This is a genomic window from Rhizobium sp. Leaf453 (assembly GCF_001425605.1).
GTDB lineage: Bacteria > Pseudomonadota > Alphaproteobacteria > Rhizobiales > Rhizobiaceae > Pararhizobium.
In genome coordinates this window covers 561,078-573,892 of sequence record NZ_LMRG01000023.1, presented here as the reverse complement: position 1 = coordinate 573,892, position 12,815 = coordinate 561,078, and the positions used below count along the sequence as shown (strand labels likewise).

Sequence of the window (12,815 nt, the reverse complement as noted above, 5' to 3'; positions counted from 1 at the left end):
TTTCATTGAACCGAAGATTGCGCTGGACAAAATCTGAAACCGTTACCATGCTAAAACCCGTAAAATAACAGGGTATGCGGCATGACGGACCAACAGGCGTTCTTTGACCTGCTGGACATTATGGAAAACGAGAAACTTGTTGAACCAACACGGTTTTTCGACCTGATGCGCGGCACTTTCAGCATTGCGAATTTGCTTTACCTCGACGCAGACGTGTTCCCGGCGGGCTTGGCCATTCATCGCCTGCACCATACGTTGGGGGCGAACAGCCTGCGCGCTTATATGGACGCCGGTTTCCAGCGGATCGATCCCGTCCTGAAAATGGCAATCGGCGGGGTGCGACCGGTTGACTGGGCAACGGCCCGCAAACTCCATCCTGAAAGCGAGCCACTTTTTGCAACCGCCGCCGATCTCGGCCACAAACTCGACGGCGTCACCCTTCCGCTCCCGACGCCGACGCGGCGGCTGGCCTTTCTCGCCATCCAGGCCGATATGCCGACGGAAGAATGGCCGGCCTACAAGCGCTGCCACCTGCGCGATTTCCAGATTCTGGCCAATCTCTTTCATGCCTCCCTGCTCGAAAACGACAACCGCATCCAGCTATCCGACCACTGCGGCAAGTCGTTGACCCACCGCGAGACCGAGGTTCTCAGTTGGGCAGCGGCCGGCAAGAGTTATTGGGAGATCGGGACGATTCTTGGCATTTCCGAGCGCACCGTTCGCTTCTTCATGACCAATGCCCGCCGAAAGCTCAACGTCGTTTCGAACAGCCAAGCTGTCGCCCAAGCCGTCCGGCGCGACCTCATCTCCACCCTTTAGGATCTCTGGATCCGTCCCTTGCCCGTCCACCAGTGCGTCCTTTCAGGACGCACTGGTTTCCGTATCATACTGACGTGCATTTCGAACCTGTCACTACCGACAGTTTTGCGGGCCGCCTTTCCCTGACAGCATTCGCTCCTGCCTTTCGATCACAGGAGCGAACAATGATCAGGATTTTGAATACCCACGCCGCCAAGCGTCACCCGACAGAACTCGACGCCATGTTCAAACTGCGCAAGCGGGTTTTCCACGATTTGCTGAAGTGGGACGTCTCTGTGCACGGAGATTGGGAAATCGACCATTATGACGCTGCCAACCCGATCTATGTGCTTTCCCATTCCGATGAGACCGGGAAACTGCGCGGAGCACTGCGGCTTCTGCCGACGCTCGGCCCGAACATGCTCGACGACACGTTTCCCATCCTGCTGGGCGACAATCCCGAAGTGCGCAGCGCCTCGGTCTGGGAATCCAGCCGCTTCTGCATCGATCCGACGATCTCGCAGGATCGCGCATCGAACCAGGTGACGCTGGCAGCGGCCGAACTGATGTGCGGTGTCGGCGAGCTTGGCCTGGCCTCGGGCCTGAGCCATATCGTCACCGTCACCGACGTTTTCCTGGAGCGCATGTTCCGGCGGATGGGATGCCCCGGCGAGCGGATCGGCGAGCCGCACCGCATCGGCTCCGTCTATGCCGTCGCCGTCGCCTGGGAGGTCACCCCGGACCTTCTCGACACGATGAAGGCCGTTGCGGAGATCGGCGGAACGGTGCTGGAGCGGCCGATGTCGCTTGAAATGGCCCGGGCAGCGTGAAACCGGACACGAAGAGCCGCAATCGCGGCTCTTCCGCCACATTTTCAAAGTTTTCCGCGCGCCTGTTAACGCTGGCCGACGGTCGTCATTGCACCGTTTTCGAATGAGGTTATGATGTCACTGAGCGCCTTGTTGCCGCCATGAACGGCGGCGCGCATGGCAAAAATAAAAGACGTTGATTCAGGCGAGAGAGAACAGTGATCTTCCGTTCGGTCCGCTTCGCGGCTTTTCTTGCGCCGCTTCTGCTGGTCATGACGACCACCGCCGATGCCTCGGCCGTGTGCGAACGACTGAATGCGCGCCTGTCGAGCCTGCCCAAGATCATCGCGTCAAACGCCAATCTTCGTGATTATACCGGCGCGATCTCCCGCCAGAACCTCGATCTGCGCAAGGCACGCGGCGAGCGCCGGCGCCTGGGATGCAGCACAGGCAGCGTGATCATCGTCGGCGACCCGAATGAAGAGGCCTGCGAGAACCTCAGCACCGATATTTCGCAGATGGAGATGAACCTCCAGACGCTGAAGGCGCGGCGCGAATATCTGGTTTCGGGCGGTGACAGCGAGATCAACCGCCGCCGCATCATGGCCGCGCTCGATGTCAACGGCTGCTTCGAGGAGCAGGAGGACGTTCTGAAGGCAGCAGCCGAGGAGCCGGAGACACACCGCAACATCCTGAGCGACCTGCCCCCGATGGGAGAAGACTATCCGGCGTTACGCGGCAGTTCCGGCTTGACGGACATCACCGGACTTTCCGGCGACTACGAGGGCAACCTGCGCACGCTTTGTGTGCGCACCTGCGATGGAGCCTTTTTTCCGATTTCGTCCAATGCAAGCCCTGCGGATTTCCAGCGGGATGCTGAAACCTGTCAGCGACGCTGCCCGGGAGCGGAAACCGCGCTTTATTACCACGCGCTTGCCACCGAAGAGACGGACCAGATGGTCTCTGCCGCGACCGGCGAACCGTATGCGGACATGCCGACAGCCTTTGCCTACAAGACCCGAGACTTGAGCCAGCCCGGCCAGTGCGGCTGTTCTCCGATCGGTCAGACGGCGACGAACCAGAGCACGATGGATGATGGCAGCGGTATCGTCATCATCACCACACGCAAACCGCCCGAAAAGCAGATCCCGAAGAGTATCGTGGTGGATCGACCCTATGATCCGGCCAACAGCAAGGTTCGGGTGGTCGGGCCGAGCTTCCTGCCCTCGCAGGAAAGCGCAATCGACCTGCGCCATCCGACCGGTCCCGGCTACCAGCCGCAGCAGACCAACTGATCATTCATCAGGCCGAACACCCCAGGCGTCGTTGAACACGAGCTCGTCCAGCGGCAAACGCTGACGCCAGCCCTTGACGGCCAGTTCCGGCTCCGAATAGAGCGTATCGACATAACCGAGGCACAGCCAGGCGATGATCTCGATATGATCGGGAATACCCAGCACCGCCTTGATATCCCGCTCATGGAAGATGCTGACCCAACCGACACCGACCCCTTCGGCACGCGCCGCCAGCCAGAGGTTCTGCACGGCGCATACTGTCGAGAACGCGTCCATGCGCGGATTGTGAGTGCGGCCAAGGACAACCTTGCCGGCGCGGGTCGGGTCGCAGGTCACGCAGATGCTGACCGGCGCCTTGCGGATGCCCTCGAGCTTCAGAGACCGGTAGGTGTCACGCGCCGGACCTTCGAACATCAGCGCCGCCTCCTCATTGGCACGCTGGAAGGCCCGGTGCGCAGCGGAGCGTTTTTCCTCATCGCGGACGACGATGAAATTCCAGGGCTGCATGAAGCCGACCGATGGCGCGTTGTGCGCAGCCGCCAGAAGTCTCACAATCACATCATCTGGCAGAGGTTTGGGCAGAAACTGGTCGCGCACGTCGCGGCGGGTTTCGATGGCGCGGTAGACGGCAGCACGCTCTTCCGATGAAAATGCGTCCGCCCTCACAAGGCGGTCTTGCGGTTCAGGTTGCATCGTTCGATCCCCAACAATGCGAAACCTCCCGCCGTCCGCGCGGGTTTGGTCTATCTCGTCAGGCCGGTCTTCTGACTGCGGATCACCCGACTTTGCACCCTTCCCAAATCCGTTGAGGATTCAGTGGCAGAAACCTGCAAACATTCAAGGTTCCCTTGCAAGATCGTCCCCGTTACAGCGTTGGGCACGTCCCGGATTTTCACCGGATTCCCGATTCTCCCGCTTTCGCAGGCACCTGACAGTGGAGATATGCGCATGGCGGGCTGCCGAATGCAAGACAGCCCGCCAAGGTGATGTTACATGGCCGCTTCCGGATGCGGCGAACCGTCATAGGCGCCCCAGATCGACTGGTCAAAGCAGATCACCGAGCCAGTCATCAATCCCGATTCATCCGACGACAGATAGGCGCAGGCGCGTGCCACTTCGGCTGGATCGACAAGACGTCCGAACGGCTGGCTGGCGGCGGCTTTTTCCAGCCAGTCGTTCGCCGCGCCATGGAATTCCCGCTGGATCCGGTCCTCGCCTTCCGACGCCATCCAGCCGATATTGAGACCGTTGACCCGGATGCGATTGCGCAGGACCGCATAGGCCGTGTTCTTGGTCAGCGTCTCCAGCGCCCCCTTGGAGGCACAGTAGGCGGAAATGAAAGGCTGGCCGGCCTTGGCCGACATCGAGCCGATATTGACGATCGTGCCCTCGATCTTCTCCCGGCGCATGACCTTGATCGCTTCCTGCATCAGGAAGAACGGTGCGCGGACGTTGACGGCGAACATGCGGTCGAACAGTTCCGGGCTGGTATCGATGATCGTGCCGCGATCGGTGATCGCAGCCGCGTTCACCAAGGCATCGACGCGACCAAACTCTCTGTCGCAGGCAGCAACCACCTTGGCGGCATCCGCCACCTGCTCCAAATCCGCCTGGACATAGACGACCCGGGTTCCGGTCGCCTTCTGAATCTCCGCGGCCTTGGCCTCCCCCTTAGTGGCATTGCGCCCGCAGATCACGATACCGGCGGCGCCGCGTTCTGCAAACAGGGTGGCAATTGTCGCTCCAAGCCCCTGTGTTCCACCGGTGACGATTGCGATCTTGCCGTCAAGACGGCCGTGATCCTTGCTCATTTTCAGTCCTCCATTTTCTTATCGTGACAACGCACAAAGCTTCCACCCGGTTGCCGGGCGGAAGCTTGAAATGCGGGTTGTTTTCGGGGTCAGCTCAGCTTCTTCTCGGACTGAGCCGCCCGCGCCGCGCTGAATGCAGCCGTGTCCCAGCCAGCGGCCAGCGCTTCATGCATCAGTTGCGCCTGTGTCTTCGGCGCCAGCCCGCCGAGCGGCGGATCGCGGTCGAGATTGGTCGGGAAGGAATAGCCTTCCGCGCAGGACGCGATAGCGCAGGCAGCCTCGGCTTCCGTCAGGCGTCCATCGGCCAACATCGCCTTCAGCGCCGGATACAGTGTCCCGCTCATCCGCTCGCGGTTGACCGTCTCCATTGCCCGACCGAAGGCCGAGGAGACCTGCAGAAGGTTCGCCACGCGCTTGATACCTTCAGAGCGATTGGTACCGGCAGCATGAAACAGCGCCGGATTGAAGAACACCAGATCGCCCTTCGACAGCGGCAGCTGCACATGGTTGCGGTCGAAATAATCGCGGAATTCCTGGCGTTTCAGAGCAAGGTACCCGGGCACGTAGGTCTGGCTATAGGGCAGGAACAGCGTCGGCCCGCTTTCGAGCGGCATGTCGCAATGGGCGACCGCGCCTTGCAGCGTCAGGACCGGCGACAGCCGGTGCACATGGGCCGGAAACTGCTCGATCACCGCCGAACTCTGGAAGCCGAGGTGATAGTCGCGGTGCGCCGATTGCGCCGCTCCACCCGGATTGACCCGATTGACCTGCGCCGTCATCTGGTAGCTCGGGCCGAGCCACGCTTCGCTGACAAGTGCGATCAGTGCATTGCCATAATAGGCGGCGAAGTTTTCCGGATCCTTCAGGCAATGCTTTTCCAGTGAATTCCAGATGCGGTCATTGGCACCCGGCTTGGCGAAATGGTCGCCGCCACCGCTGTTCGTCCGATGCTGCTCGTTGATGATCTCGTCGAAGATGGCGCTCGCCGCATCGATCACCGAGGTATCCTCGAACGCTTTCTTGAGCACGACGACGCCGGGACCGGTGGCGAAAGCCTCGCAGATTTCGGCGAGAACGGCGCGCCGGCCTTCGGTCGTCGCGGCCGCCTTCAGGACACTCGCACCGTCATAGATCAGCACGTTCTTCTCGACCGCCGTCGCATGCGGATAGTCGCTCAGTTGCGTCGTGCGTTCGGCTTCCGTGCGGAAGTCGTCGAGATCGCAGGCGGCCTCCGTCAGCCAGACACGATCGGCGCGCAGTTTCAGCAAATTGTCGGTTTTCATGCCGTTTTCCTCCCGGCGTTTGATATTCGATGAGAGAACTATACGCGCCGGGAAAAGCTGATATAGAGCAGAAAAACATCAAAAACACCTCAGAAAGGTGACTGCGTGGCGCACGAATTTCTGGTCAAGGACATCGCCTTTCAGGCTGGCCTCAGCATCGCCACGGTCGACCGCGTCCTCCATGGCCGCGACGGCGTGCGAAAACAGACGGCATCAAGGGTCCATGCCGCGATCCGAGAACTGGAGAAACAGCAGGCCGGCGTCGAAATCCAAGGGCGAAAATTCGGCATCGACGTGATCATGGAAGCGCCGGACCGTTTCACCGACGCGGTACGCGCCGCCTTCGAGAGTGAGAACGCGACCTTCCTGCCAACGGTCTTTCGCTGCCGCTTTCATTTTGCCGAATCCATGCGGCCGCAGGAGATCGTCCAGCTTCTCGATCGCATCCGCCTGCGCGGCACGGATGGTATCGTGCTGAAGGCGCCTGACGTACCGGACATCAGCGCCGCCGTCGCGCGGCTGGAGGCGGCCGGCATCCCGGTCGTGACGTTGGTGACCGATCTGCCGAATGCCCCACGCACCGCCTATGCCGGTGCCGACAACCGCGCTGCCGGCGAAACCGCCGCCTACCTCATCGGCGAGCGCTTTGCCGGGCAGAGTGCAACCGTGCTCGTCACCCTGTCGAGCAGCCGGTTTCGCGGTGAGGAGGAACGCGAGATCGGTTTTCGCCGCACGATCCGCGAGCGCTATCCGTCGGTCAGCCTCGTCGAAATCAGCGAGGGTCTTGGCCGTGATGCGGCGACCGGCGCCCTTGCCGCACAGGCACTCTCGGCCAATCCCGCGATCGACGCGGTCTATTCGATCGGCGGCGGCAACCGCGCTGTGCTTGCGGCCTTCGGCGCGGCCGGCCTTCGCTGCGCGGTTTTCGTTGCGCACGATCTCGACGCCACCAATCTGGACCTGCTCAAGTCACGCCAGATCCATTATGTGCTGCATCATGACCTGAAAACGGATGTCCGCACCGCGTTTCGGGCAATCATGACCAGGAAGGCAACAGGGCAGCCGAACGCGCTCGCCGCAGCCAGCATGCCATCACTTTCGGCTGTCGAAGTGATCACGCCTTATAACATTCCAGCTCACGCGGGTTGAAAGCTCAGGCAGCCTGCTCGGTAGCAGAGAGCTGCTCCAATCGAACTCTTCATCACGCCGAAATGAAAGCGATCCTTGGCCGGACGCGCACGAAATCACCGGTATCGCGTATTGCCAGTTCCAGTGCAGGTTCTTTTGCCAGCACCTTCTTCAGCGAAGCACCACCGTAGTGCTTGAGTTGAAACCCGGGTCCCGACACCCGCAAGGCAGCCCCCAGCCTGCCAAGCGAAATCCAGCCGCCCTTTACCTCGTCACCAAGCAACCGTATCGCATCCTGAACGAGCGGCAACAAAGACGTTGTTGGCGCAACAGAGGGCGGCTTTGCTGACTGGCTCTGGTTTTTCGCCTGGCTCGCGTTTGCGGACAGATTGATGACATGAAAAGCGTCGCAACTTTGCTGGAAGGATCGGGACGCGTTTTCACAGCCGAGACCAATCACCTGCTTGCCAGCACCGCGAAGATAGACCGCAAGCGGCGTAAAATCGGCATCGCCGGATACGAGACAGAAGGTATCGGCACGGCCTGCCGCGGAAATCTCGACGGCATCGATCGTCATCCGCATATCACTGGAATTTTTGCCTTTGGCCGGACTGCATACCTGCACCGTATCGACCGCATGCAGGGATGCCTTCTCGAGCCAGGTGGCTCCAGCACCTTTCGCGAAATCACCGTAAGAGCGCCGCAGGACGGACATGCCGTAGGACGCGGCAATACTGAAAATTTGCGCCGCATTCGTTGCAGCCAGGTTTTCTGCGTCGATAAGGATTGCCACACGCGATTGCATCATCTGTTCGCTCCCAAGCTCCTGGAAAGAATGGGAACGGGCAATTCGGCACGCAAGTGAGCGAACACAACTATCAGGCGATGTCGTTAATGCACCCTTCCGGGATTAGTTCGACTGCGACTTTTCCGCTTCGTAACGCACGAAGGCGAATTCCGTACCGTCGGGCGACCAGTTGGGGACGTTGATGGTGCCTTGCCCGCCGAACAGTTCGAACAGCACGCGGGCATTGCCTCCATCCGGATCCATCAGGCGCAAACGGACATCAAGGTCCCGCGGGTGATCGAAGACGTCGCCATCATAGGAGAGCACCAGCAAGCGCCGGCCGTCGGGCGATGGATGTGGAAACCAGTCGCCGAACTCGCTGTAGGTGATTCTCTCGACATTGGAACCATCCGGACGGATGCGCCAGATCTGCATGCGGCCAGTGCGGCTGGAGTTGAAATAGATCCAATGGCCATCGGGGCTGTAGTCCGGCCCATCATTGCGGCCTTCACCGAAGGTCAGTCGGGTTTCCTCGCCGCCCTCGACCGGGATCGTGTAGATGTCGAACAGCTTGTCACGGATACCGCAATAGGCAAGCGTCGCGCCGTCCGGCGACCAGCCGTGCCAGTAGGACGGCCGGTTCTGTGTCACAAGCTTCGGTGTGCCGCCGGTCGCCGGCAGCGTGTAGATGGTCGAAGCGCCGAATTCTGCCTTGTCGCTGATGACGATGGCCCGGCCATCCGGCGAAATGCCGTGGTCGTTGTTGCATTCACGCGCAAGGCCGGTGTCGATCAGCACGGGCTCTCCGCCGGAGAGCGGTAGCCGGTAAAGAAGTCCGTCGCCGTTGATCACAAGGGATTGTCCGTCCGGCGACCAATTCGGGGCTTCGACGAGTTGCTCTGTTTGCCAGACGACGCGGCTGCTGCCGGTTTCGAGCGTGTAGATTTCCACCGAACTGCGCATGCTTTCCCCCAAATTTCGAATGTCTATCGGTCGCGGAACCGGTTGGTGATCGGATAACGACGGTCGCGGCCGAAGTTCTTCTTGGTGATCTTCACACCCGGTGCCGACTGGCGGCGCTTGTATTCGGCGATATAGAGCAGGTGCTCGATCCGGTGCACGGTTACCTCGTCGTGCCCACGCCCGACAATCTCCTCCGTGCCCATCTCCTTTTCGACCAGGCATTCAAGGATATCGTCGAGCACCGGATAGGGAGGAAGCGAATCCTGGTCCGTCTGGTTGGGGCGCAGTTCTGCCGAAGGCGCCTTGTCGATGATGTTCTTCGGGATGACCTCGCCGGACGGGCCGAGCGCACCCGGCGGCACGGTCGTGTTACGCCAGCGCGACAGGCCGTAGACCTGCATCTTGTAGAGGTCCTTGATCGGATTGAAGCCGCCGTTCATGTCGCCGTAGAGCGTTGCATATCCCACAGACATTTCCGACTTGTTGCCGGTTGTCACAACCATCGAGCCGAACTTGTTGGACAGCGCCATCAGGATCGTGCCGCGCGTCCGGCTCTGCAGGTTTTCCTCGGTAATGCCGCTCTCGGTCCCCTCGAAGGTTTCCGACAGCGCGCTGAGGAAGCCCTGCACGGGCTCCTCGATCGGGATGATGTCATAGCGGCAGCCGAGCGCCTTGGCGCAATCCTCGGCGTCCTTGAACGAATCCGATGAGGTGTAACGGTAGGGTAGCATGACGGTGCGCACCCTCTCCTCACCCAGTGCATCGACCGCGAGCGCCGCGCAGATGGCCGAGTCGATACCGCCGGACAGGCCGAGCACCACATTCTTGAAGCCGTTCTTGTTGACGTAATCCCGGAAGCCCAGCATGCAGGCGCGATAGTCCGCCTCCTCCTGCTCAGGCAGCCGTGACATCAGCCCCTTCCGGCAGACCCAGCCGTCGCCGGTCCGGTGCCATTCGGAAATGGAGATGCTCTCCTCGAACTGGCTCATCTGGAAGGCGAGTGTCTTGTCGGCGTTGAAGGCGAAGCTAGCTCCGTCGAAGACAAGCTCATCCTGCCCGCCAAGCTGGTTGGCGAACAGCAGCGGCAGGCCGGTCTCGATCACCTGCCGCAGCACGACCTGATGGCGAACATCAACCTTGCCGCGATAATAGGGCGAACCATTGGGAACGAGCAGGATTTCCGCGCCGCTCTCCGCCAGCGTCTCGCAGATGCCCATGTCGTTCCAGATTTCCTCACAGATCGGGATACCGAGCCGCACGCCGCGGAAATTGACCGGACCCGGCATGGCGCCTTCGGTGAAAACACGCTTCTCGTCAAACTCGCCATAGTTCGGCAGGTCGATCTTGTCGCGGACGACGAGGACCCGGCCATCATCAAGGACAGCCACCGAATTGTGCCGCCCCGTTTCGCCTTGACGCGGATAGCCAATGATAACACCCGGCCCGCCATCGGCCGTATCGGCGGCCAGCGCATCGACCGCCTTCTGGCAGGCATTTAGGAAAGCCGGCTTTAAGACCAGATCCTCCGGCGGATAGCCTGAGATGAACAGTTCCGTCAGCAGCAGCAGGTCAGCGCCGCTGCGCGCTGCATCGGCGCGCGCGTCGCGGGCCTTGGCAAGGTTGCCGGCAACATCGCCCACAGTCGGGTTGAGCTGTGCAACGGCGATGCGGAGCGTATTGGAAATCATCTTTTGCGCGGTCATGAACAGGCCTGTGCTTAAATCTGCATTCGCGGATGCGGCGGCACCCGCAAAGCTGTTTAGCGTATTCCTCGCAAAAATACCCGTTTAGCCACTGCCGAAACAGAAAAAAATCGCCGCAACACCCCGCAGACCCTTACCCGGATTCTTTTCCGGCACACGCAAAACCCAGCCGCGGCAGGGCTTCCATGTGTTTGTTGCGCAGTGGGTAACTCGCCCTGCTTGACTTATTCATCTTGCGTTCAAGATGACATCTGTATGACACCCTTACGAAAGTTTTGTGAAAATTGGAGACGGCCTTGGCCAGTTTTGAATCGGCAGTAACCGCGGTCAGCGTTTCCGATGTCTATGTCCCGCAGATCGGCACGGGCGCGCGCTCCCGCAAGGCACTGTCCTTCGCACGCCGCCTGTCGGTCACGCTGCTCTTCTCTATAGCCATGATTTTTATTGTAGAGTGGATCGCCCGTGACTCCATTGCGGAAGTCGTGTCTTTCTTCCTCGATCCAGCCCGCCCGGCCTGGACGACGATCGGCGTCTTCTTCCTGCTCTTCATCGCGCTCGATGCAGTCTTTTCGCGTGAAAATTACGGCGTCATCCTGATCGCGCCACTGGCGCTGATCCCGGCGCTGGTCAGCCATCAGAAGCAGATCTTCCTGTCCGACCCGCTTTACCCGACCGACTTTCTGTTCGGCCGCCAGATCATGGAACTGATGCCGGTCCTCATCAAGGATCGCCCGTGGACCTTCGTGGGCGTCGTGGTCGGCATCATCATCGCACTGGTGGCGCTGGCCTGGCTCGTCCGTTTCGCCTGGCGCCGCTTCCCCGTGCTGACCCGCCGCCAGCGGCTGGCGCGGCTGGCCGTTGCCCTACCGCTTCTCGGCTTCTTCTACCACATCATGGACTACAACAATTTCTCCTGGGTGCGCGACCGCCTGCAGGTCATCCCGATCATGTGGGACCAGACGGAGAACTATCGCCACAACGGCTTCCTGATGGCCTTTGCCCTGAACCTGCCGATGGCGAACGTCACCGCGCCTGCCGGCTACATGTCGGATGCGATCGACACGATCCCGGTCAAGCCGGTTCCGGCCGGCACGACGCATCGCGGCAAGCCCGATGTCATTGTGCTGATGAGCGAATCCTTCTGGGATCCGACGCGCCTTCCCAACGTCAAGCTCTCGCCCGATCCGATGCCGACGATCCGCGCCATGCAGTCGGGTAACGTCTTCTCGCCGGAATTTGGCGGCATGACCGCCAATGTCGAGTTCGAGGCGCTGACGGGCTTCTCCAACGCATTCCTGCCCTATGGCAGCATTCCCTATCAGCAGTATATCCGCAATCCGATCCCGTCGCTGGCGACCTTCTTCCGCGGCGAAGGTTATGTCGCGCGCGCCGTGCACCCGTTCCAGAAGTGGTTCTGGAACCGCAGCGCCGTCTACAAGGCCTTCGGCTTCGAACAGTTCAAGTCGGAAGAAAACATGCCCGTCATGCAGAAGCGCGGCATCTTTGCATCCGATGAATCGCTGACCAAGGAAATCATCCGCCAAGCCGATCAACTGCGCGATCCGTTCTTCTTCTTCACGGTGACCCTGCAGGGCCATGGCCCCTATGAGGCAAACCGCTACGCCAAGAACACGATCAAGGTCGAAGGCAATCTGCCGGAGGTGGATCGCCAGGTGCTGGCCACCTATGCGCAGGGCATCAAGGAAGCCGATGACAGCCTGAAGATGCTGATGGACTGGGCCAAGGAACGCGACCGCGAGACGATCGTCGTTCTCTTCGGCGATCATCTGCCGCCGCTCAACACCGTCTATCCGAACACCGGCTTCATGAATGACGTCACGGCATCGCGGAAGGGCTCGCTGGAGCAGATGAAGGCGCAGCACGAAACGCCACTGGTCGTCTGGTCGAACAAGACCGGCCCGGTCAAGGATATCGGCACGATCAGCCCGGCCTTCCTGTCCTACCAGATCCTCAAGCAGGGCGGCTTCGAGCATCCCTACTATACCGGCTTCCTCGGCAACGTCTTCGACAAGTACCATGTCATCGACCGCTATATGCTCGTCGATGCCAAGGGCAAGGAGACCGCCGCATGGTCGCGGCAGAAGACAACACCGTCGCTGATCCGCGACTATCGTTTCCTGCAGCACGACATGATGTTCGGAAAGCGCTACGGCACGGAACGGTTCTTCGAATCCCATTCCGACCTTTTCCCGGCAGCGATGTAGAAAACGTATGAAA

The 12,815-nt window shown here is 60.6% G+C and carries 11 protein-coding genes and 1 riboswitch; of the genes, 5 read left to right on the top strand and 6 right to left on the bottom strand.

The genetic code is table 11. From position 1 onward, the window contains the following. Nucleotides 1-81: 81 nt before the first annotated feature. From ASG68_RS20820 to ASG68_RS20810, 3 genes are all read left to right on the top strand, one after another. On the top strand, nt 82-819 hold the full coding sequence (locus ASG68_RS20820; protein WP_062580609.1) for a helix-turn-helix transcriptional regulator: 738 nt from the start codon (nt 82-84) through the stop codon (nt 817-819). Between the two features lie 164 nt (nt 820-983). Continuing rightward, nucleotides 984-1,628 carry an acyl-homoserine-lactone synthase gene (locus ASG68_RS20815; RefSeq protein WP_062580607.1) on the top strand — a complete coding sequence of 215 codons (645 nt, stop codon included), beginning with the start codon at nt 984-986 and terminating at the stop codon, nt 1,626-1,628. Nucleotides 1,629-1,879: 251 nt separating this feature from the next. Beyond that, nucleotides 1,880-2,902 (top strand): DUF2865 domain-containing protein, encoded by a 1,023-nt coding sequence (locus tag ASG68_RS20810; RefSeq protein WP_082478216.1) that lies wholly within the window; start codon nt 1,880-1,882, stop codon nt 2,900-2,902. Here ASG68_RS20810 and bluB read toward each other — a convergent pair whose 3' ends face one another. The 3 genes from bluB to ASG68_RS20795 form a co-directional block, all read right to left on the bottom strand. Then, nucleotides 2,903-3,595: a 5,6-dimethylbenzimidazole synthase gene (gene bluB / locus ASG68_RS20805; protein WP_062580602.1), complete on the bottom strand. Its 693-nt coding sequence runs from the start codon at nt 3,593-3,595 to the stop codon at nt 2,903-2,905. Between the two features lie 43 nt (nt 3,596-3,638). Further along, nucleotides 3,639-3,849: riboswitch (cobalamin riboswitch) on the bottom strand. Between the two features lie 42 nt (nt 3,850-3,891). Next, nucleotides 3,892-4,713, bottom strand: coding sequence for an SDR family oxidoreductase (locus ASG68_RS20800; protein ID WP_062580600.1), 822 nt, complete (start codon nt 4,711-4,713; stop codon nt 3,892-3,894). An 89-nt stretch (nt 4,714-4,802) separates the two neighbouring features. Next, nucleotides 4,803-5,996: a phytanoyl-CoA dioxygenase family protein gene (locus tag ASG68_RS20795; RefSeq protein ID WP_062580597.1), complete on the bottom strand. Its 1,194-nt coding sequence runs from the start codon at nt 5,994-5,996 to the stop codon at nt 4,803-4,805. A gap of 105 nt (nt 5,997-6,101) precedes the next feature. Here ASG68_RS20795 and ASG68_RS20790 point away from each other — a divergent pair, with 105 nt between their 5' ends. Further along, nucleotides 6,102-7,145 carry a LacI family DNA-binding transcriptional regulator gene (locus ASG68_RS20790; RefSeq protein ID WP_062610072.1) on the top strand — a complete coding sequence of 348 codons (1,044 nt, stop codon included), beginning with the start codon at nt 6,102-6,104 and terminating at the stop codon, nt 7,143-7,145. 52 nt (nt 7,146-7,197) lie between these two features. Here the strand turns inward: ASG68_RS20790 and ASG68_RS20785 are convergent, their stop codons facing one another. The 3 genes from ASG68_RS20785 to ASG68_RS20775 all read right to left on the bottom strand — a co-directional run bounded on the left by ASG68_RS20785 (nt 7,198) and on the right by ASG68_RS20775 (nt 10,577). Further along, nucleotides 7,198-7,929 (bottom strand): NYN domain-containing protein, encoded by a 732-nt coding sequence (locus tag ASG68_RS20785; RefSeq protein ID WP_210173832.1) that lies wholly within the window; start codon nt 7,927-7,929, stop codon nt 7,198-7,200. Nucleotides 7,930-8,034: 105 nt separating this feature from the next. Beyond that, entirely contained in the window at nt 8,035-8,874 is an 840-nt protein-coding gene (locus ASG68_RS20780; RefSeq protein ID WP_062580590.1) for a TolB family protein, read from the bottom strand. Between the two features lie 23 nt (nt 8,875-8,897). Further along, nucleotides 8,898-10,577, bottom strand: a complete 1,680-nt coding sequence (locus ASG68_RS20775; protein WP_062580587.1) for an NAD+ synthase — start codon at nt 10,575-10,577, stop codon at nt 8,898-8,900. 296 nt (nt 10,578-10,873) lie between these two features. Between ASG68_RS20775 and ASG68_RS20770 the strand changes: the two genes are divergently transcribed. Further along, nucleotides 10,874-12,802: an LTA synthase family protein gene (locus ASG68_RS20770; protein ID WP_062580933.1), complete on the top strand. Its 1,929-nt coding sequence runs from the start codon at nt 10,874-10,876 to the stop codon at nt 12,800-12,802. Nucleotides 12,803-12,815: the final 13 nt, after the last annotated feature.